Raw genomic sequence first — 21,902 nt, forward strand, 5'->3', positions numbered from 1 at the left:
CACGGAATAACCCGAAATGTTGCCTGAAGTCACCCAGTTCGAAGACACCGTCACGCTCGTCAGCGACACCGGCATCCAGTTCATGGATTTCGCCCTGCGCCTGGATCCCCGCAAGGAGCCGGCGGGCGAGTTCGCTCCGATGATCAGCGGGCTGGTCTGCCGGCTGATGTACAACGAAGAGAAAGACTTCTACTTCTACGAGCCCGAGCCGGAAAAGATCGAGAAGGCCAAACCGGCGTTCAGCCTCGACATGAAAAGCAGCCTCGACCTGCTCAACGGTGTCTGGCTGCCGATCCCGTTTTTCCGCTTCATGCCGCCGCACCGTTTCGATGAAGGCCCGAGCAACTGGTCGCGCATGCGCCTGGTCAAACTGGCCACGCCCGACATCGATGGCAACACCCATCGCCTGACGATGGCCTTCGACAGCCGCGTGATGCCCAAGCGTGACGGCACCGCTTACCTGGCGCCAAACGAAGAAGACATCAGCTCCGGCGTGTCTTTCAAACTGGCGACCAAGGCCAGCGAAACCCGCTGGTTCCTCGCTCAGCCGTGGGTCAATGAATGGCTGCTGGAATTGTTCAACGAGGGCAATAGCCATCGTTCGCGCGAAGAACTCGATATCGACATTCGCGCCAGCCATCACCTCGCGCATTACCTCAACGTGCTGAGCCTGCTGGGTAAGCCGTCAACGGCGATGCAGTCGACAGCGCGGCCGAAAGTCGACATTCCTGAACTCAAAGTCGTTGCCAATGACAGCAACGGTCAACCGATCCTGGTGGACCTGGTGCTCGACGTCGGCAACTCGCGCACCTGCGGCATCCTCATCGAAAACCACGGTCAGGCCGGCTCCGGGCTCAAGCACAATTACGTGCTGGAACTGCGCGATCTGATCACCCCTGAGCACACCTACAATCAGCCGTTCGAAAGCCGCGTCGAGTTCGCTCAGGCGAACTTCGGCAAGGACCATTGCTCGGTCAAAAGTGGTCGGCACGATGCGTTCCAGTGGGCGACGATCGCCCGTGTCGGTAACGAGGCCGGGCGTCTGGCCAGCCGTCGTCGCGGCACCGAAGGCTCGACGGGGCTGTCGAGTCCGAAACGTTATCTGTGGGACGAGAAGGCCTACGCGCCGGGCTGGCGTTTCAACTGCTCGTACGTCAAGACCGACAACGAGCCCTACGCCACCGCCGCACCGTTTTCGCACCTGATCAACGAAACCGGCGAGGCGCTCTACAGCCTCGACGAAGATGATCGCTTGCCGGTGTTCATGCCGCGCTATTCGCGCAGCTCGCTGATGACCTTCATGCTCGCCGAAGTCCTGGCGCAGGCGCTGTCGCAGATCAACAGTCCGGCGCAACGTTCGCGTCAGGGCCACACACGCTCGCCGCGTCAGCTCAACAGCATCACCCTGACCGTGCCGCCGGGAATGCCCCAGGCAGAGCGCAGCATTCTCAACGAGCGCATGCTGCAAGCCATCGGCCTGGTGTGGAAAAGCCTCGGCTGGCACGCTGGCGAAGACGATCCGCACGAAAAAGAAGGCGCCAGCCCGCGCACGCCGATCCCGAGCATCCGCGTCGAATGGGACGAAGCGTCCTGCGGCCAGTTGGTCTACCTGTACACCGAGGTCAACGAGAACTTTGCCGGTCACCCGGAAGAGTTTTTCGACACCATCGCCCGGCCTGACAAGACCGACCGCGAACGCATCACGCTGGCGACCATCGACATTGGCGGCGGCACCACCGATCTGGTCATCACCGATTACCGCCTCGACCGTGCTGGCAATACTGGCAGCGGCAGCAACGTGCACATCGTTCCCGAGCAGCGTTTCCGCGACGGTTTCAAAGTGGCCGGCGATGACATTCTGCTCGACGTGATCCAGGACTTCATTCTGCCGAGTTTCGAAAAAGCCCTGCAGAACGCTGGCGTGAAAGCGCCGGACTCACTGATGTCGCGGTTGTGTGGCGACGAGTCGGTCAGCGCGCAGGACGTGATCCTGCGCCAGCAACTGAACCTGCAAGTGTTCTCGCCTCTCGGCCTGGCGCTGCTCAAGGCCTACGAGGCCTACGATCCGCAGGTCCCGCAGGAGGTCACGCCGCAGAGCTATCGACAGTTACTCGGCGACAACGCGATCAGCCAGACCGTGCTCGAATACGTCAACGCTGCCGTGCGCCGTGACGTTGGCGGGCAAAGCGATTTCGATCTGTACGCAGCGCAGATCAGCTTCGATCTGCAAAAGCTTCACGCCGCGTTCCTCAACGACCAGATCAACATCACCAAGATTCTCGGTGCACTGTGTGAAGTGGTCGCGCAGTACCCGTGCGACGTGCTGTTGCTGACTGGCCGGCCATCGCGCCTGCCGGGCATCCAGGCGTTTATCCGCAAGGTCTTGCCGCTGCCACCGGGGCGCATTCTGGCCCTGCAGAATTACCGTACCGGCGGCTGGTACCCGTTCCACAAGAACGGCCGCATCGACGATCCGAAAAGTACCGCTTCGGTCGGCGCCATGCTGTGCCTACTGTGCGCCAACCACAGCGTGCCGAACTTCTACTTCCGCTCTTCGGCGCTGAAACCGTATTCGACGGTCAAGCACATCGGCGTGATCGACCTGAACAACGTGATCAAGGATGCCGACGTGCTGTACCGCGACATCCAGTCCGAAGACTACAAGATCAAGCTGCCGGAGATCGGCGTAGGCGATGACGCCGATACGCCGCAGCTGGAAATGCGCGGCGACCTGCGTCTCGGCTTCCGCCAATTGGCGGCTGATCGCTGGTCGGCCTCGCCGCTGTACACCTTGCGTTTCACCAAGAGCGGGCGAGAGAAGTTCTCCCGCGCAGTCGGTGAAAACGGTAGCGCACCGTTGCTCAAGGTGCGCTTCGAGGTGAAGAGTGCCGACCAGTACACGAAAAAACAGGACCTGGTCAGCGATCGCCTCTCGGTGCGGGCCATTGAATCCAACAGCAACAACGTCAGCTTCAACCCGCGCAGCGACCTCGAGCTGGAACTCAACACCATGCTCGATGCCGGCCTGAGCGAGACCAAGTACTGGCTCGACAGTGGAAGTGTGAAACGCAAATGAACGACCTGACCCCCGAGCAACGCCAGCTCTCTGCCCAATGGGCTGCGGTTTATGAAGGTGCCGGTCAGGCACTGGACTGGATTGACCAGACGCGCGGCAACGCGCCACGTCTGGACAGCGAAGCCGACAACCTGAACATCCGCCTGCATCGTGCCCGCAACCTGGCTCACAGCCTCGGTCGCGTGGCCTGCACGCCGATGACCATCGGCTTTTTCGGTTTGTCCCAGGCCGGCAAGTCCTACCTGATTTCGGCGTTGGCGGCCGGTCAGAACGGCAAACTGGAAACCGATTACGGTGGCCAGCGCCTGGACTTCATTCGGCACATCAACCCGGTTGGTGGCGGCAAGGAAGCCACGGGCCTGGTGACGCGCTTCAGCCGTCGCGCCACGCCGAGCCAGGACCCGCAGTTCCCGGTGGAGCTGACGCTGTTCAAGGAAATCGAGCTGGCGAAGATTCTCGCCAACTCCTGGTTCAAGGACTTCGACCTTGAGCGGATTTCCTACGAGATCGACGAAGAACGTATCCAGCGCGTCCTTAAGCCGTTTGAAGGCCGCGAGAACGGGCCGCTGCAACCGGGTGTCAATGCCGACGATCTGGTATCGCTGTGGGATTACCTGCGCGACAACTTCCGCAATTCGGTGAAAAAACTCGAACACCTGTATTGGCCGAAAGCGCTGCAACTGGCGCCACGCCTGAACTATCAGGAACGCGCCGAGCTGTTCGCCATCCTCTGGGGCGAGCAACGCGAGCTGACCCGCGTGTATCAACAGCTGGCCGGCGCGCTGCACAAACTCGGCCTGCCCGAGACCGTGTTCGCCCCGCTGAAAGCCTTGGTGACGTTCGAGAACGACACCTACAGCCAGCGCGACAGCATCATGAACGTCGACATTCTCGAGCGTTTCGGCAGCCCGGCGGATTTGCCGGTCGACGTGCGCCCGCAAGTCGCCGGGCGCCTGCAAAACAGCCAGGGCATTCCGGTTGCGCAACTGGCGGCATTGACCGCCGAGATGACCTTCGGCCTGATCGAGCCACCGGCCGACGACATCGTCAATCAGGTCGACCTGCTCGACTTCCCCGGTTATCGCGGACGCAAGAAACTTCACGAGATTGCCGACTCCAGCGATCCGGAATCGGCGACCAAGGACAACTCGGTCTCGCAACTGATCCTGCGCGGCAAGGTCGCTTACCTGTTCGAGCGCTATACCGACAATCAGGAAATGAACGCGCTGGTGGTCTGCACCGGCTCGACCAAACAGAGTGACGTCAACGACGTCGGCCCGGTGCTGACGCGCTGGATCGAAAAGACCCAGGGCGCCGATGCCGCCGAGCGCAGCAAACGCGCGAACGGACTGATCTGGGCACTGACCATGCTCGACCTGCGGGTGACCAACTCGCTGAGCCTGACCGCCGACCAGTACGACGAGAGCTGGAACGGCATGGTCAAGCTGACCATGCTCGAACGTTTCGGCAGCCTCAGCTGGATGAACGACTGGGCCGGTACGCCGTTCCAGAACACCTTCCTGGTGCGCAAACCGCGGATGGACGCGGCGTTCATCATGCAGGACGCCAGTGGCGCCGAAACCGGCCTCAACAGTAATTATCAAAGCCGCGTCGAAGCGTTGGGCAGCAGCTTCGCCAGCAACGCACTGGTGTGCAAACACGTCGCCAATCCGGCCGAAGCCTGGACGGAAATGCTGAAAGATGATGACGGTGGTATCAGTTATTTCAGCAACAGTTTCACCAAAGTGGCCAATATTGAATTCAAGCTGCAACGCATCCGCGAGCAGCTCGACCAGTGCCTTGACGGCCTGACCACCCACGGCCTCAGCACTTGGTATCACGCCGACGGTGACGGTGCGGCCGCCGCCAAGAAAGCCCAGGCGCAGATGATTCTGTCCGGTCTGGGCCGACGCCCGGCGGTGCTTGGCGAGTTGATCGATCAGCTCGACATGCGCAGCGAAGAAGTGCGCGACCTGTACCTCAGCGGCGTCTACGAAACCGATGACGAACCGGCCGCCAGCGATGAACCGGTCAGCACGCCACCAAGCCAGAGCCTGTACGGCAACGACGCCGGTTTCGATTTCGACTTCGGTGGCGACCTCGGTCAGGACAGCGCCCCCGTCAGCAGCAAAACCGGCGGCGCGGCGCCGGAACTGCAAAGCAATGAACACCGCTTCGCCAAAGCGACCTTCAAAGCCTGGATCGCCCACCTGCGCGAACTGACCACCCGACAAAGCCTGCTCAACCTGCTGGGTCTGGAGAAGGCGTTGCTCGAAGCGGTTGTCGATGAATTGATCACCGCCGGCTACCGCCATGACTTGCCCGGCCAACTCAGCCGCGCCGTACTCAAGCGCGCGCAAAGCGGCGCCCGTCGCGATCAACTGGTCGAACGCCAAGTGCTGGAAGTGCAACGCGTGCTGCGTGATTTCGTCTCCTGGTTCGGCTACATCCAGAAGCCGGTGAGCGAACGCCCGAACAGCCGCGCCGGTGCCAAGGCGCCACTGTTTTCCTTCTATGCCGACATCGGTCCGGGACAGGTTCCGGTGTTGCCGGCGCAACCGTCGAACCAGGCGCAGCTGTTTTTGGGCGACTGGCTCTCGGGCCTGGCCTACATCACCCTGGACAATGCCGGCCATGGTGCCGGTCGCGAAATCACCCCTGAACAGAACGAACGCCTGGGCCAAGTGCTCACCGCCTTCGCAGCGAGATAAGCAATGCCAATTCGTGTCGACCTGCTCGCGTTAGAGCCCAATGTGCCTGGCCGGGCCTGCCTTACCGTCAAGAAATGGCAGGGGGCGGAGGAACAGCTGGAGTTTTCCATCCAGCGTAACCAGGACAGTTTCTATCTTCAGGAAGGACAAGTCTGGAGCAACAACCCGTTCTGGTTTCAGGTGTCGCGTTTCGACGTTGCCGCCAGCGGTGAAGCGCTGGAAGCCCAGGTTGGTCCGGAAGTTGTCGACCCGTTGCTGGAAGGCGGCGCCAGTTCGCAATTTCGCATCGAACTGCGTGAGCAGGGCCTGGGGCAAAGCGACGTCGGCGTAGTCCGCCCGGGTGTCGGCTTGCTGCCGTCCACGGCCGGCGGTGAGACCCGCTCGACTTACGGCGCAGCACAACTGACTGCGCCGAGTGCGCCCGCGCCGGAAATCCCCGAGTTGCCGGAGCTGGTACTGCCTGAGATCGAGGCGCCGGTCGAACCTGAGCCGATCATCCCTGAGCCCGTCTACACCCCGCCACCGGCGCCGGTGAAGAAGAGCAACAAAGGTCTGATCGGTCTGCTCATCGTGGTGTTGCTGCTGATCGCTGCAGCCGTGGCTTTCTGGCTGATGAAGCGCGCTCCGGAGCCTGCCGCTCCGGCTGTCGCCTCGACTGCACCGGCAAATGCCGAGGCCTGCACCCTGGAAAGCATGAACAGCCTGCCCGAGCTGACGTTCGTCCAGACCTGCATCAAGGCGGCTCCCGACAGCGCCAAACTGCTGGAGATCATCAACGAGGCCAAGGCCGGCAAACATTGCGGCATCGCCCAGCGCCTGTACGCCAACCGCGCCCAGGCCGGTGATGCACTGATCGCCAACGCCTATGCCCATGAATACGATCCGAAATACCTGAAAGCCAGCGATTGCTTCCCGGCAGCGGACAACGCCACCGCTGCTTACTGGTACGAAACGATCCTGACGCAAGACCCGAACAATGCCGAAGCCAAGCAGCGTTTCGAGGAGTTGCAGAAGTGATGCGCACCTCCATGAATCGGTTCCTGCTCAGCGGTGCCGCGCTGCTCGCACTGTGCATCGGCTCGCTGGCCCAAGCCGATGAAAAGCCGCTGATCCAGGCCGGCAAAAAGACTTTGTTCCAGCGCGTGCTGACCACCCCGGGCTGCAAGATCAGCCCGACGGCGGGTGGCGCGGCCGGCGACGAGCAACCGGTGTTCAGCCGTTTCTATGTCTACGAGCGCGCCCAGGCGAGTAACGCCGAGTGGCTGAAAGTCGGCCCCGACAGTTACGGCAAAACCATCGGCTGGCTGCCCGCCAGTTGCACCACCGACTGGAAAATGCAGCTGACGCTGGCGTTCACCAACCCGGCCAACCGCGACCGCCTGCTGTTTTTCAAAGAGCGCGCCACGGTCGAAGGCATCCTTGATGCGCCGGATCCGGTGAGCAAGGTTGCTCCGCTGCGAGCCACCCTGAAGAAAGGCAAGCAAGCACCCGGCGTACTTGCCGAAGAACCTGAATACTTCGTCGACCTGCAAAAGCAGTTCTACCTGCTGCCAGTGCTCAGCGGCGAAGAAGTCATGACCGAAGCGGGCTTCCGCACGCGCCTGCTCAATGTCGCCTCGGTCAGCAAAGCCGAGGCAAAAGACACCAAAGGCGCAGCCGCTGGCGGCGCGTCCGGCGGCAAGGAAGCCGAAGACAAGGCCACCAGCCAACTGAAGGAATTCAGTGCGGCGGTGGTGTTTGTCATCGACTCGACGATTTCGATGGACCCGTACATCGACCGCACCCGTGAGGCGATCCGCAAGGTCTATCAGCAGATCGAATCGCAGAACCTCGGCAAACAGGTCAAGTTCGGCCTGGTCGCATTCCGTTCCAGCACTGATGCGGTGCCGGGCCTGGAATACACCACGAAGATGTACGCCGACCCGACCAAAGTGAAAGACAGCGCGGACTTCCTCGCCAAAGTCGCCGACCTCAAGCAGGCCAAGGTCTCCAGCAGCAGCTTCGACGAAGATGCCTACGCCGGTGTCATGCACAGTATCGACAAGGTCGACTGGAGCCAGTTCGGCGCGCGTTACGTGGTGCTGATCACCGATGCCGGCGCCATCGAAGGCGACGACAAACTGTCGAAAACCGGTTTGAGCGCTGCGCAGGTGCGTCTTGAAGCCGGCAATCCGGGCGTGGCGATTTACACCCTGCACCTGAAGACGCCAGCAGGTATCAAGGACCACGCCAAAGCCGAGGCGCAATACCAGAACCTGTCGACTTACCCGGGCACCAACACTTCGCTGTACTACCCGGTCAACGCTGGCGACATTCAGGAGTTCGGACGCAAGGTCGACACCCTGGCCGCGGCCATCACCTCGCAGGTGAAAGCCGCCTACATGGGCGAAGACGCCATCGGCAGCGCGGCGAATGCCAAACAGGATCCCGCCGAGAAGAAGATGCTCGACGATGCGGCGCTGATCGGCCACGCCATGCAACTGGCGTATCTGGGCGAGAAGACCAACAGCAAGGCCCCGCCGGTGTTCAAGGCGTGGATCACCGACCGTGACCTGATCAAACAGAACATCCCGACCACCGACGTACGCGTGTTACTGACCAAATCCCAGCTCAGCGACTTGAGCGATGTGATGAAGCAGATTCTCGATGCGGCCAACGAAGGCCTGATTTCGCCGACGGAAATGTTCGAGCGCCTGCGCTCGGTCGCCGCGACCATGGGCGCCGACCCTAATCAGCTCAAGCAGAACGGTAACGCCAAACTGGCGGACATGGGCGTGCTCGGTGAGTACCTCGAAGACCTGCCTTACCAGAGCGAAGTGTTGAACCTCGACGAAGAGACCTGGAAGAGCTGGGACGGTCTGGCGCAAGAGAAATTCATCCGCACGCTCAACACCAAACTGCGCCACTACCAGCGCTACAACGCTGACGTCGACCGTTGGGTGGCATTGGCCAAGGACAGCGATGCGCGGGACAACGTTTATCCCGTGCCTCTGGAAATGATGCCTTAACGAGACGCTGATGCTCGATATCAAAAACCTGCTGGTGCGCCGCGGTGAGGGCGCACTGGCGCATCACGTGCGCCTGCCGCAATTGCATGTCGGTGGCGGGGAAATCCTCGCTATTACCGGCGAGAGCGGCAGCGGCAAAAGCACGCTGCTCGAAGCCATCGGCCTGTTACTGGCGCCGGTCGAGCTCGAACGCTTTCGCCTCGGCCCGCCGGCCTCGGCAACGCGACCGGCGCAGGACATTGCCCAACTGCTGGCCAGCGATGACCAAGCGAGTCTGGCTGCGGTGCGCTCGCGGGATTTGGGTTTCATTTTGCAAAGTGGCGGGCTGCTGCCGTTTCTCAGTGTGCGCGACAACATCAGCCTGCCACGACGCTTGCTCGGGATGCCGGCGCACAGCGCTCACGTCGATCACGCGGTCGAGGTGCTGCGCCTGCGAGGCTTGCTGGATAAAAAGCCGCAAGCTTTGTCGATCGGCGAGCGCCAGCGGGTGGCCTGCGTACGCGCGATTGCTCATGAACCGCTGCTGCTGTTGGCCGACGAGCCTACTGCGGCTCTCGACCCGCACAGCGCTCGACGTTTGTTCGAATTGTTGCTGAGCCTGGTATCGAGCATGGGCCTGAGTGCGCTGGTGGTCTCGCATGACTGGGCCTTGCTGAAGGATTTCGGCTTGCCACGACTCGGCGCCATCAGCCGTCAGGGAGAAACACTGTTTGAACCGATGGACTGAGCGCCTGCGCCTGCTGATCACGCTGGCTGTGCAAGACCTCTGGCACGACCGCAAGGTGTCGCTGTGCATCGCCGCCTCGCTGGTGGCGGTGATCGCGCCGCTGTTGCTGTTGTTCGGGCTCAAGCACGGCGTGGTCAGCCAGTTGCAGGATGAACTGCTGCGCGACCCGCGCAATCTTGAAGTGAAGATGCTTAGCAACGGCAACTACGACAGTGCCTGGATCGAGCGTCTGCGCCAGCGCCCGGAAACGGCTTTTGCCCTCGGTCAGACCCGCTCGCTGAATACTCAGGCGGACTTGTTTGTCGGCCTGCAAAAGTTTGTCGAAGGCGCGGAAATCATCGCCACTGAACCTGGCGACCCGCAGCTGAACCTGCCGCAACTCAATCCGGTCGGCAATCAAGTGATCCTCAGCGCCCGCGCCGCACAACGCTTGCAGGCCAAGGCCGGCGACCGTGTGCAACTGCGCGTGCTGCGCCGACTGGAAGGTGCCAATGAGCGCGGCGAAATCACCTTGAGCGTCATCGCTGTACTGGACGGCGCACGCTTCGGTCGCGCCGCCGGGTTTGTCGCACCGCCGCTGCTGCTGGACCTCGAACGTTTTCGCGACGGCTATCAGGTCGCAGCGTTCGGCATCGCCACCGGCAAGCCGCAAGGCAATCTGCAACCGCTATATGCCCGAGCCCGCGTGTATGCGCGTGACATCGATCAGGTCGCGCCGCTGGAACGCTGGCTCAACGAACAACACATCGAAACCTCGAGCCGACTGGCCGACATCGACAACGTCAAAGCCATCAATCATGTGCTCGGGTTGATCTTCGGCGTGATTGCCCTGGCGGCGCTGATCGGCTGCGTGGCGTCGATGGTCGGGGCGTTTCTGGCCAACATCGACCGCAAGCGCAAAAGCCTCGCGGTACTGCGCCTGCTGGGTTTCCAGCGCGCGGCCGTCGGCGGTTTCGTGATTGTCCAGGCGCTGCTGCTGAGCCTTGCCGGTTACCTCGGCGGGCTGGCTTTTTATGCGGTCGGTAGCCATTTGTTCGACTACTTGCTCGGCAGCAGCCAGGCCACCGGCACGTTCGTTTGTCACATCACTTTCTGGCATGGCCTTGCCGCCCTGCTCCTGACCTTTCTGGTCGCTGCACTGGTGGCCATGATCGGCGCCGTGCGAGCCATCAGCATCCAACCTGCGGAGAGTCTGCGTGAGCTATAAACGTTTTGGCTGGCTGTTGCCCCTGAGCCTGGGCTACCTGCTCGACGCTTCGGCGGCGGGCTGGGAAGAGAAATATTACAACCCGCTGCCCGAGGCCAGTGATGTGGTTCTGCCGATGCCCTGCGAAGGCTCGATGGTGTTTCGCAAGGTGTTCATTCCGGTCGCCGGCCCGCTGGATGACTATCCGATCAACATCGGCCAGGACGGCGCGGAATACGGTTACGTCGAACAGACTCGCCCGACCTTCATCGCCGGTAGCTTTACCGGCGGCAAGAGCGACAAATCCCGTTACTACCTGATGGCCAAGTACGAGATGAGTCAGCTGCAATACGACGCGCTGACCGATGAAACCTGCCCGACCGCCGCGACCAAAATGCGCCTGCCGCAAGTCGCCGTGAGCTGGGTACAGGCCATCGACGCCGCTGACAAATACAACCTGTGGCTGCGCAAGAACGCCGCCGACAAGTTGCCGAAAGAAGACGGCGCGCTGGGTTTCCTGCGCCTGCCGACCGAGGTCGAGTGGGAGTTCGCCGCACGTGGCGGGCTGGAAGTCGGTGCGGCGGAGTTTCGCGACACGCGCTATCCGATGCCCGATGGCATCAACGCCTACGAGTGGTTCGCCGGGGCGCAATCGTCGAACGGCAAACTACAACTGACCGGTCTGCAAAAACCCAACCCCTTGGGCCTGCATGACATGCTCGGCAACGTCGACGAAATGATGTTCGAGCCGTTTCGCCTGAACAAACTCGATCGTCAGCACGGCCAGGCCGGCGGTTATGTCGTGCGCGGCGGCAATTACCTGACCGCCCAGGCTGACCTGCGCACCGCGTTGCGCAAGGAAGAGCCGTATTACAACGCCGACGGCCAGGTGAAAAACAAGACTACCGGCCTGCGCCTGGTCATGGTCTCTCCGACCCTGACCTCGCGTGAGCGCGTCGCCAGTATCGAAAGCAGCTGGAAGAAACTCGGCACCGGCAGCAAAGAAACCGAATCGGCCGATAAAGGCGCGGTGCAGTCCCTCAATACGCTGGCCTCGGGCGTCGAAGACAAAGCCCTCAAGGAAAAACTCCAGGCCCTGGAAAACCAACTGCGCGCGAGCAATCAGCAGCAGGAAGAAACCCGCGATCAGGCGATTCGCGCCAGCCTCAACCTCGGCGCATTCCTTTGCACCAAGATGCTCGACGACGGCCAGTACGTGGATTTCCTGCAGAAAAACTACAAGCTCAACTGCGAGTCCGCCGACAAGGACGCCAGTTGCGACATGCGCAAAGCCAAGCTCGAGGAGCAGAAGGATCGCCTGCACAAACTCAGCCGTTACTACGCCAGCAGCCTGGTGGAATCGGCGACGTTGTATGGCCAGCCATTGCTTGAAGCACAGGTGCCGGTGATGGAAGAAATCATCACTCGCAACAAACAGCTGCAAGACCTCAAACCGTACTTGCGCACGCACTGGGCGAATCAGAAGACCTTTCTGCAAAAGCAGAAAATCGACACCGACGCCTGGCTCAACAGCTGCAAAACCGTATCCCAATAACAACGCACTACAACACTGTCATCAAGGAGCTTCACCATGTCGCGCAGCCTCTGGACTCGCTTCAAGCTACAAATCGCTTTCGTACTCACCGGCAGCCTGCTGCTGACCGGTTGCGCCAACACCGGCAGTTCGATGCTCGGCGGCAGCGATGGTGCCGACCCACGCCTGACCCAGGGCAGTGACGCGCAGTTCTTCAGCAAATCCGGTTATCAGGCCTGCGCCGTCGGTGCCGGCGTCGGTATCCTCGGTTGCGCGCTGTCCAACAGCAGCAACAAGGCTGTTTGCGCGATCGCCGCCGGTATCACCGCATGTGGTGTGGCCATGGGCGCCAACTACTATCTGGATCAGCGTCGCAGCGAATACTCCGACACCACCACCCGTCTGGCGAAGATGAACAGCGATGTCGAGCAAGACACGCAAAACGTGGTGGCCCGTACCGCGACCGCGCAACAAGTGATCAACGACGATCAGGCACGCATCGCCCAGATCAAAAAGGACATCGCCAGCAAGAAGGTCGACAAGACCAAGGCGCAGGCGCAAATCACCGAAATCGACCAGAACATCGCCCGCCTGCGTAAAGACCTCGGCAACATGCGCACCAAGGTCACCGAGTACACCAAGGTGGCCGACGCCGAACGCGCGCAAGGCGCCAGCGCCGAGATCAAGCAGGTCGACGTGAACATTCTGAAGATGAACGAGAAAGTCGCCGCCCTGCAAAAGGAAGTCGACGGTCTTTACAGCCAGCGCTCCGCGATCACTCTGGGTTAAGCACATGACGCTAAAACAGCTGGCGGTCCTCACCGCCATCCTGGCCTTGAGCGGTTGCGCGACCAAGCCTGGCGAATGCGATTCGACCAATCGCGACAGCAGCATGCTGACCAAGATGAACTGTGACTACTCCGGTGGCTACAGCGATCAGGTCAAGCAGAAGGAGCAGGCACTGACCGAATCGCGCCTGCAAAACGCGATGTTCCGCCAGGTCTACGAGAACATTCAGGCCCAGCAACTGAGCACCAGAACCGATCTGGCCAGCCAGCAGAAATCCCAGGCTGAGTTGAACCAGTCGCTGGGCAAGCTGCTGACCTCGCTCAAGGGCCGGCGCGGTAATGAAGGCTCGGTGCAGAAGCAGATTGCCGATCTGGAGCAGCAGCTCAAGGCCTCGCAGGCAGCCCCTACCGCCAAGGCTTCACCGGCGACACTGGCGGCCAAGCAGGAACAGCTGAAAACACTGCAGAAGAAGGTCAATCAACTGCAGTTCAGTCTCGGTTACGAAGAGTAACTTTTCACCCCGCAGGCTTCCCGTCGGAGGCCTGCAGCTTTTTCAGGAATCGTCGTCATGCAGCGGGTCATCAGGGATGCGCACGCCACACCGGAGGGGATGAGTGCGCTGCAGGCCAAAGTCGCCCTCATTCAAAAACACTTTCCGCCGACCAGCGCGAGCCTGTTCGCCATCCCCCGGATGGGCAGCGGCGATGTGCTGGAATGGTGGACCGAATTGGGTGGCCAGCCCACGCCCTATGCCGAACTCAATGAGGACGCGCAACGACGCTTGCTGCAAACCTACGAGGTGCGCCAGACCTCCCTCGAACAACTGGCCGACGAATTGCAAAAACGCGGGCAGCCGACGGTAGCGGATGACTTGCGCAGCCTGCTCGGCAGCCCTGAGCTGGACAAGCTTTACAGCCTCAATGGTGAGCCGCTGGTGGTGCGCTGGAACCAGCGACCGCCGCGACCGATCGTGCCGCCGGTCGTACCGCCAGTGCCATTGGCGCCGGTGGTGCCGCCTTCGCGCCGTGGCTGGTGGATCGCCGCCGCCTTGCTGGCGCTGCTGTTGTTGCTGCTGGCGCTGTGGCTCTGGTGGTTTCTGCACCGTGAACCCGTTGTCGTTGCAGTGCCCCCGGCAGCAGCGGTCGTGGCGCCTGTGGAACAACCGGTCGAGCCGGTGCCCGAGCCTGTGGTCGAACCGCAACCGGTTCCAGAACCAGAGCCGGAACCCGAGCCGGTCCCGGAACCCGTCCCGCCGCCAAAACCGGTGGTCGTTGCCCCGCCGCCGCCACCGACACTGGACAACTTCGCCTGCCGTAAAAAAGCCCCGAATGCGGTGATCCCGCAATTCGTCGTGGTGCTCGATACATCAGGGTCGATGGAGCTCAACACCAAAGCGGTGAAAGCCGATGAAGAATGGTTCTTTGGCAACAGTCTCAACCAGTACATGGACCCCAATCGTGCCATGCGAATCTTCGAGAAACCGAGCCGCATGAACGTCGCCCAGGATTCGCTGGCCGGCATGATCAACGCGCTGGACCCGAAGATCGACACGCGCCTGATCACCTTCGCCGGTTGCGAAAGCACACCTGACCAAGGGGTGTTCAAGTTTGCCGATCGTTCACGCCTGATCAACGGAATCCGTGGCCTGGTGCCCAACGATGGCACGCCGTTGGCCGATAGCCTGGCGAAAGCGGCGAGCACCGTGGACGGGCGTAACAATGACGCGGTGATCGTGATGTTCATCGACGGCGAGGACGGTTGCCAGAAGGACGTCTGCGCGGTGTCCCGGCGCATCGCCCAGGAGCAACCGCGGTTGCGGGTCAATGTGGTGAGCATCGGCGCCGGCGGACCTTCACAGTGCATCGCGAAAAATACCGGAGGCCGGGTTTACGCAAGCACCAACGCCGCCGAACTGGCCAGGCAGTTGAAACTGGCGAGCAAGGAAGTCTCCAGCAACGCCAAATGTAACTGACACACACCGGCTCCTCGTCCCCGCATAATCCCCCTGTAGGAGCTGCGGCACGCTGCGATCTTCTGATCTTGCTTTGCAGAATCAAAAGATCGCAGCCTCGTTTCACTCGTCAGCTCCTACAAGAGGCTTCAGCGGAAGCGGTCGACCTCGGAGCGCAGGTCTGCTGCGAGCTTCTCCAGCTCTTTGGCGGTGACGGCGAGGTTTGACACCACTTCGCGCTGTTCACTGTTGGCCAGCGCAATGCTCTGCAGGTTGCTGCTGAGCAATGTCGCGGTGCTGCTCTGCTCCTGAGTCGCCGTGGTGATCGCGGCAAACTGCTGACCCGCCGAACGGCTCTGCTCATCAATACGCGCAAGCGCCGAGGCGACATTGGCGTTACGCGACAAACCTTCCTGCATCAACACATTGCCCTGCTCCATGGTGCTGATCGCGTTGCCGGTTTCCTGCTGGATGCTGTGAATCATGCTGGAAATCTCATCGGTCGCCTGACGAGTGCGCGAGGCCAGGCTGCGCACTTCATCCGCCACCACGGCAAAACCGCGACCTTGCTCACCGGCACGCGCCGCTTCAATCGCAGCGTTGAGCGCCAACAGATTGGTCTGCTCGGCAATCGAGGTGATCACCCCGACGATGCCGCCGATTTCCTGCGAGCGCTGGCCAAGGGTGTTGATCACCGTGGCGGTGCTGTTCAACGCGCCGGCGATTTGCTCCAGCGACGACGAAGCCTCTTCCATGGAGCTGCGACCAATCTGCGTCTGCTGGGCGTTTTCCTGCGCCAGACGCTGAGTCGCGCCCATGTTGTCGGCAATGTTCAACGAGGTCGCGCTGAACTCTTCCACCGCACCGGCCATGCTGGTGATTTCGCCGGACTGCTGCTCCATGCCTTCGTAGGCGCCGCCGGACAGACCGGACAACGCTTGCGCACGGCTGTTGACCTCTTCCGAGGAGCGACGGATGTGCTCAACCATCGTCGACAGTGCCTGGCTCATCTGGTTGAACGCGCGGGACAGCTGACCGATTTCGTCGTTGCTCGACACGTTCAGGCGCACGCTCAAATCGCCAGCGCCCAAGGCTTCGGCCTGACGCACCAGATCGCCCAGCGGTTGCAGCTTGGAACGCAGCAGCCACATCGCCGAGCCCACTGCCAGCAGCATCGCCAGCAGGCTGCCGATTGCCAGTTGTGTACCGACGCTCCAGGTCACCGCACGAATCTCGGCTTTCGGCATGCTCGCGACCACCGACCACGGGCCACCGTCGAATGGCACGGCAATGCTGTAGAAATCTTCGCGAGTGTCACTCCAGAACTCGCCTTTGCCCGGTTTCGCTGCCAGGCCTTTGATCACTGGCACCGCTTGTTCCAGCGCCTGCACGCCCGCCGGCGGCACCAACCATTTGTTTTGCTCGTCCAGCAACGCCAGCGAACCGCTCTGGCCGATGCGGAAGCGCTTGAGGTTGTCGAACTGGGCGTTCTGCGCGTCGGTGTAGTCGAAGCCAACGAACAGCACCGCAATCACCTTGCCGCTGCCATCGCGCACCGGGGTGTACTGAGTCATGTAAGAACGATCGAACAGCAAGGCGCGACCGACGTAGCCTTGCCCCGCCATCAACTTCGCGTAGGCCGGGTGCGCATGGTCAAGCAAAGTGCCGATGGCGCGGGTGCCGTCCTGTTTGGTCAGCGAGGTGCTGACCCGCACGAAGTCTTCGCCGCTGCGCACAAACAGCGTGGCAACGCCGGCAGTCATTTGCTTGAACTCGTCGACTTCCTTGAAGTTGTTGTTCAACACTTCACTGCCCAGGTGCAGGCCCGGGGTCTGCGTGCCAGCGACCGTCACCGGCTCATCGGCGTGAATGCTCAGGCCGGCGCTGAAGCGCTTCTCGAACAACCCGCTCAGGCGTTGGGTGCTTTCCCGTAGCGTGCCGTGGAAGGTGCTCAACTGGTCGGCGAGCAGACGCGCTTCGCTGGCCAGATGTTCTTCACGGGTGGCGAGGTTGGCGGTATCCAGCGAACGCAGGGCGAACACCGTACTGCCACTGATGACGATTGCCAGAATCACAGCAAGGGCGAGACCCAGCTGCGAGGCGATCCGAGCGCGAGGTTGAGACATGGACAGCTCCTGGCCGAGCCACGGGATCCTCCTTGATCTCGACTCGGATAATTTTCTAATAATGGGGGTGAATCGTGGATACCGGCACGACGGTTCCACTTGCTCATAGTCGGCGGTGAAACCGAATACTTGAGCGCTTAACGAGGGTATGGCCCAAGGCCGGCATTGTGGCGGCTCGAACGTTTCAGCTCAAGCGCGCAACCGCCGGCAGCTCCATGGCGCGGACTTCGCCTTGCAGGAAGTCGCTGAGGCGGCGCAAACGTTCACCTCCCGGACGGGTTTTTGGCCACACCAGGTAATACTTCAGTCCACTGGCAACTGCCGTTGGCCACGGCAGACTCAGTCTTCCTTGCGCGACATCTTCGGCGACCATCAACAGATCGCCCATCGACACGCCGTAACCGCGCGCTGCCGCGATCATCCCCAGCTCGAGGGTATCGAACACCTGCCCGCCCTTGAGCGAGACTTGATCGGACAGACCCATGTGCTCCAGCCAACTGCGCCAGTCACGCCGATCCGGGGTCGGATGGAGCAATTCGGTCGCGGCCAGCCGGGCCAGATCCCATGGTTGATCGTTGAGCAGGTTCGGTGCACCGACGGGAATCAGCTCCTCGGGAAACAGCAGACTGGCCTCCCAGTCCGGCGGGAAATGGCCGTCGCTCAACAGCACTGCGCAATCGAACGGCTCATCGTTGAAATCCACCGAGTCGACATCCATCCAGGCACTGGTCAGTTGCACTTCGTTGCCCGGCTGCAAATGACGAAAGCGACTGAGCCGCGCCAGCAACCAACGCATGGTCAACGTCGACGGCGCTTTCATGCGCAAAATATCGTCCTCGGCGCGCAAGGTATTGCAGGCCCGCTCAAGGGCGGTGAAGCCCTCGCGAATGCCGGGCAACAGCAACCGCGCGGCTTCGGTCAGTTGCAAATTGCGCCCGCTGCGGTGAAACAGCCGGCAGGCAAAGTGATCTTCGAGCGTACGAATATGCCGGCTCACTGCACTTTGGGTAATCGACAGTTCTTCTGCCGCACGGGTGAACGAGCTGTGTCGCGCCGCCGCTTCGAATGCGCGCAGGGCATACAACGGGGGAAGTCGACGGGCCATGCACAAAGCTCCTGTGGCGGGGTACAGCGAAATGAGCGGAATGTGTTCAGGATGAGTTTTAGTCATGCAACCCATCCTTTTTATCCCTTTGTGCAATGCGGCTCAAGCGCCGAGAATCGACGGTCTCCTGTTCCCTCCGAAATCGAGTGGTGATGACCATGCAGCATCCTGTGCGTACCGAACTCTGGGCCATTCTGCGGCTGGCAGGGCCGTTGATTGCTTCCCAGTTGGCGCACATGTTGATGGTGCTGACCGACACTTTGATGATGGCGCGCTTAAGTCCCGAAGCGCTGGCCGGTGGTGGCCTGGGGGCGGCGACCTATTCGTTCGTGTCGATTTTCTGCATCGGTGTGATCGCGGCAGTCGGTACCTTGGTAGCGATTCGCAAGGGTGCCGGCGACATCATCGGCGCGGCCCGTCTGACCCAAGCCGGGTTGTGGCTGGCATGGTTGATGGCGCTGGGCGCCGGTTTACTGCTGTGGAACCTGAAACCGATGTTGCTGCTGTTCGGCCAGACCGAAACCAACGTCAACGCCGCCGGGCAGTTCCTGATCGCCCTGCCCTTTGCCCTGCCCGGCTACCTGAGTTTCATGGCTTTGCGCGGTTTCACCAGTGCGATCGGTCGGGCGACACCGGTGATGGTCATCAGCCTCGCCGGCACGGTGGCCAACTTCCTGCTCAATTACGCGCTGATCACCGGCATGTTCGGCTTGCCGATGATGGGGCTGATGGGCATCGGTCTCGTCACGGCGATTGTCGCCAACTGCATGGCGCTGGCGTTGGCCTGGCATATCCGTCGGCATCCGGCCTATGACGCTTATCCGCTGCGCGCAGGCTTGTCGCGGCCCAACCGGCAATATCTCAAAGAATTGTGGCGTCTCGGCCTGCCAATCGGCGGCACCTACGCGGTGGAAGTCGGTTTGTTTGCCTTCGCGGCGTTGTGCATGGGCACCATGGGCAGCACGCAGTTGGGCGCGCACCAGATCGCCCTGCAGATTGTCTCGGTGGCGTTCATGGTGCCGGCGGGCATGTCGTATGCGATCACCATGCGCATCGGCCAGCATTACGGTGCCGGGCAACTGCTGGATGCGCGGATGTCGGGCCGCGTCGGAATTGTTTTTGGCGCGGTGGTGATGCTCGGGTTTGCCATGGTGTTCTGGTTGTTGCCCAACCAGCTGGTCGGGTTGTTTCTCGATCATGACAATCCGGCGTTTGCCGAGGTTATTCGTCTGGCGGTAAGCCTGCTGGCGGTGGCGGCGTGGTTTGAGTTGTTCGATGGCACGCAGACGATTGCCATGGGCTGCATTCGTGGACTGAAGGATGCGAAAACCACGTTTCTGGTCGGGCTCGGTTGCTATTGGCTGATTGGCGCACCGGCGGCGTGGTGGATGGCGTTCCACTTGAACTGGGGGCCGACGGGCGTCTGGTGGGGATTGGCGCTGGGCCTGGCGTGTGCGGCGGTAAGCCTGACGCTGGCGTTTGAATGGAAGATGAAGCGGATGATTCGGCAGGAGCCTGTGTCCTCCACTCGTTTCACAATCCCCCAGCCCGACTGAGTTCCCCCGGCGGAACGAGATTTTGTGGCGAGGGGATTTATCCCCGTTGGGTGGCGAAGCCGCCCCAAAATCTGATGTCGCGGTGTATCAGTTACACCCGGCGCGATGGTTTTGCGACTGCTTCGCAGCCGAACGGGGCGGTGCGACGTTTCGCTGAATTCCCTCGCCACAATGTTGTTTCAAATTTGCTCTAGTGGTCAGCTCACGATTTCGAGGGCTGGCTGTTGGCTTGAACCAAATGTCAGGTACTCAACCAGTTCCGCCAACGGCAACGGCCGGCTGATCAGATAGCCCTGCACCTGATCGCAGCCAAACCCGCGCAGCAACTCCAGTTGCTCCGGCGTCTCGACCCCTTCGGCGACCACTTCCAGATGCAGGTTGTGCGCAAGATTGATCATCGCGTGCACCAGTTTACGGTTCTCTTCGCGCTGCTCCATGCCACCGACAAAGCTCTTGTCGATCTTCAGCAAGGTGATCGGCAGGCTGTTGAGGTGCACGAACGAGGAAAACCCGGTGCCGAAGTCATCCAGCGAGAAACGCACGCCGAGCCGGCCGAGGGCGTCCATGGTCTGTTTGACCAGATCGCTGCGGCGCATCACGGCGGTTTCGGTCAGTTCGAACTCCAGCCATTGCGCCTCGACGCCACGCTCAGTGATCAACCGACTAAGCGTCGGCAACAACTGGCTGTCCTGAAACTGGCGGAACGACAAATTGATCGCCATGTGCAACGCCGGCAGACCACGCTCGCGCAACGCCTGCATGTCACGCAGCGCCCGGGAAATCACCCAGTAACCCAGCGGCACAATCAAGCCGCTCTGCTCGGCCAGCGGCACAAATTCGCTGGGTGGCAGCAGACCGCGCTCGCCATGCCGCCAGCGCACCAAGGCTTCGAGGCCGACAATCTGGCCGTCCTCAAGATTCAGCCGTGGCTGGTAATGCAGCTCCAGTTCATCGCGACGCAAGGCCCGGCGCAGCTCGCTTTCGAGGTCGGCCATGCTCCGCGCGTTTCGATTGATGCGTTCGTTGAAGATATGAAAGGTGCAGCCTTGCGTGCTCTTGGCTTGCTGCATGGCGATGTGTGCGTGCCACATCAGCGGATCGGCGCCCGCTTGCGCGCGGGCATGGGCGATGCCGAGGCTGGAGCCGATCAGCAGGCTTTCACCATCGACCCAATACGGTTCAGACAGGGCCTCGGTGATGCGTTCGGCCATCCACTCGGCGCGTTGCGGCGCGCGACGGGTGTCGATCAGCAGGGCGAATTCATCGCTGCCCAGGCGTGCCAGTTGATCACCGGCTTCGAGCTGACTTTTCAGCCGCGCGACCACTTGCAGGATCAAGCGGTCGCCGGCCTGATGGCCCAAGGCGTCGTTGGCGTGGCGGAAGTTATCGAGGTCGAGGTGCCCGAGGGCGAGGCCACGACCGTCGCCTTCAGCAAGACGCGCGGTCAGCAAGGTCTGGAAACCCTGACGGTTGGCGATGCCGGTCAACGGATCCTGTTCGGCCAGGCGTTGCAGAGTATTTTCGAGCACGCCGCGCTCGCGCACATGGCGCAGGCAACGGCGCAGCATGCCGGCGTCGAGGGCGTCGAACACCAGCCAGTCACTGACGCCAACGGGCGCGGTGTCCGGTTCGTGTTCCAGCAGCAAGACCGTCGGCAGGCTGCAACGACCGGGCGCCGGCTGCAACGCCGCAATGGTCAACAGCACCGCATGGCGGTTGTCTTCGAACAGACTGCTGACCGAGTCCCAGCTCGGCGCGCTGATTAGCACCGCCGCGCTCCCCATCGGAGCCAGACACTCGCGCAATAACGCTGTCCACGCTGGCTCTTCGGCCAGTAGCAGCAAACGCAAGGGTTCGACAGGCGTAGACAAGCTAGCTCCCTAGACTCTGCAATGATGTGGGCGGGGCATTATGCCGTTGCGAAGTTCAATGACCAAATGACAACGGTTATCAAAACGTTATTTTGTGTCACGAATGAGTACATTAGCCGCAAAATCACCGCGCATCCTCCGCGAAAGTAACAAAACCGGCAAATTTGAATCGCGCAGTACGTCACAAGTCGGAGAGAGCAGCACAAATCTCTGAGCCTGTTAAAATGCCGGCCCATTTCGTCAACGACTCCCGAATTTTCGT

General features: G+C 61.4%; 14 protein-coding genes. 11 read left to right on the top strand and 3 right to left on the bottom strand.

What is annotated here, in order from left to right; genetic code table 11:
• Window positions 1-16: 16 nt before the first annotated feature.
• Genes C2E19_RS28865 through C2E19_RS28910 form a run of 10 tightly spaced genes read left to right on the top strand, consistent with a single transcriptional unit; the run spans window position 17 to window position 15,003 of the window.
• Window positions 17-3,076, top strand: a complete 3,060-nt coding sequence (locus tag C2E19_RS28865) for a virulence factor SrfB (RefSeq protein ID WP_129396051.1) — start codon at window positions 17-19, stop codon at window positions 3,074-3,076.
• On the top strand, window positions 3,073-5,787 hold the full coding sequence (locus tag C2E19_RS28870) for a putative virulence factor (protein ID WP_129396052.1): 2,715 nt from the start codon (window positions 3,073-3,075) through the stop codon (window positions 5,785-5,787). Before C2E19_RS28865 ends, C2E19_RS28870 begins: the two co-directional genes overlap by 4 nt.
• A gap of 3 nt (window positions 5,788-5,790) precedes the next feature.
• The gene (locus tag C2E19_RS28875; RefSeq protein ID WP_129396053.1) at window positions 5,791-6,804 is read left to right on the top strand and encodes a hypothetical protein; all 1,014 of its coding nucleotides are present in this window, start codon (window positions 5,791-5,793) and stop codon (window positions 6,802-6,804) included.
• Window positions 6,804-8,795, top strand: coding sequence for a vWA domain-containing protein (locus C2E19_RS28880; protein WP_174823953.1), 1,992 nt, complete (start codon window positions 6,804-6,806; stop codon window positions 8,793-8,795). Before C2E19_RS28875 ends, C2E19_RS28880 begins: the two co-directional genes overlap by 1 nt.
• Before the next feature lie 10 nt (window positions 8,796-8,805).
• Window positions 8,806-9,522, top strand: coding sequence for an ABC transporter ATP-binding protein (locus tag C2E19_RS28885; protein ID WP_129396054.1), 717 nt, complete (start codon window positions 8,806-8,808; stop codon window positions 9,520-9,522).
• Window positions 9,506-10,729, top strand: a complete 1,224-nt coding sequence (locus C2E19_RS28890) for an ABC transporter permease (RefSeq protein ID WP_129396055.1) — start codon at window positions 9,506-9,508, stop codon at window positions 10,727-10,729. Before C2E19_RS28885 ends, C2E19_RS28890 begins: the two co-directional genes overlap by 17 nt.
• Window positions 10,719-12,263 (top strand): SUMF1/EgtB/PvdO family nonheme iron enzyme, encoded by a 1,545-nt coding sequence (locus C2E19_RS28895; protein ID WP_129396056.1) that lies wholly within the window; start codon window positions 10,719-10,721, stop codon window positions 12,261-12,263. The genes C2E19_RS28890 and C2E19_RS28895 overlap by 11 nt, the downstream gene beginning before the upstream one ends.
• Window positions 12,264-12,299: 36 nt before the next feature.
• On the top strand, window positions 12,300-13,031 hold the full coding sequence (locus tag C2E19_RS28900) for a hypothetical protein (protein ID WP_129396057.1): 732 nt from the start codon (window positions 12,300-12,302) through the stop codon (window positions 13,029-13,031).
• Between the two features lie 4 nt (window positions 13,032-13,035).
• Window positions 13,036-13,542, top strand: a complete 507-nt coding sequence (locus C2E19_RS28905; protein WP_129396058.1) for a hypothetical protein — start codon at window positions 13,036-13,038, stop codon at window positions 13,540-13,542.
• A gap of 57 nt (window positions 13,543-13,599) precedes the next feature.
• Entirely contained in the window at window positions 13,600-15,003 is a 1,404-nt protein-coding gene (locus tag C2E19_RS28910) for a VWA domain-containing protein (RefSeq protein WP_129396059.1), read from the top strand.
• A 128-nt stretch (window positions 15,004-15,131) separates the two neighbouring features.
• On the opposite strand, the gene C2E19_RS28915 is transcribed toward C2E19_RS28910, so the two are convergent.
• Both C2E19_RS28915 and C2E19_RS28920 read right to left on the bottom strand, forming a co-directional pair.
• On the bottom strand, window positions 15,132-17,108 hold the full coding sequence (locus tag C2E19_RS28915; RefSeq protein WP_129396060.1) for a methyl-accepting chemotaxis protein: 1,977 nt from the start codon (window positions 17,106-17,108) through the stop codon (window positions 15,132-15,134).
• 184 nt (window positions 17,109-17,292) lie between these two features.
• A complete protein-coding gene (locus tag C2E19_RS28920) occupies window positions 17,293-18,213 on the bottom strand; it encodes a LysR substrate-binding domain-containing protein (protein WP_129396061.1) in 921 nt (306 codons plus the stop codon).
• A gap of 158 nt (window positions 18,214-18,371) precedes the next feature.
• Here C2E19_RS28920 and C2E19_RS28925 point away from each other — a divergent pair, with 158 nt between their 5' ends.
• Window positions 18,372-19,769: a NorM family multidrug efflux MATE transporter gene (locus C2E19_RS28925; protein WP_129396062.1), complete on the top strand. Its 1,398-nt coding sequence runs from the start codon at window positions 18,372-18,374 to the stop codon at window positions 19,767-19,769.
• 197 nt (window positions 19,770-19,966) lie between these two features.
• On the opposite strand, the gene C2E19_RS28930 is transcribed toward C2E19_RS28925, so the two are convergent.
• Window positions 19,967-21,640 (bottom strand): bifunctional diguanylate cyclase/phosphodiesterase, encoded by a 1,674-nt coding sequence (locus C2E19_RS28930; RefSeq protein WP_129396063.1) that lies wholly within the window; start codon window positions 21,638-21,640, stop codon window positions 19,967-19,969.
• Window positions 21,641-21,902: the final 262 nt, after the last annotated feature.

Source organism: Pseudomonas sp. DTU12.3 (genome assembly GCF_004124275.1).
GTDB lineage: Bacteria > Pseudomonadota > Gammaproteobacteria > Pseudomonadales > Pseudomonadaceae > Aquipseudomonas > Aquipseudomonas helmanticensis.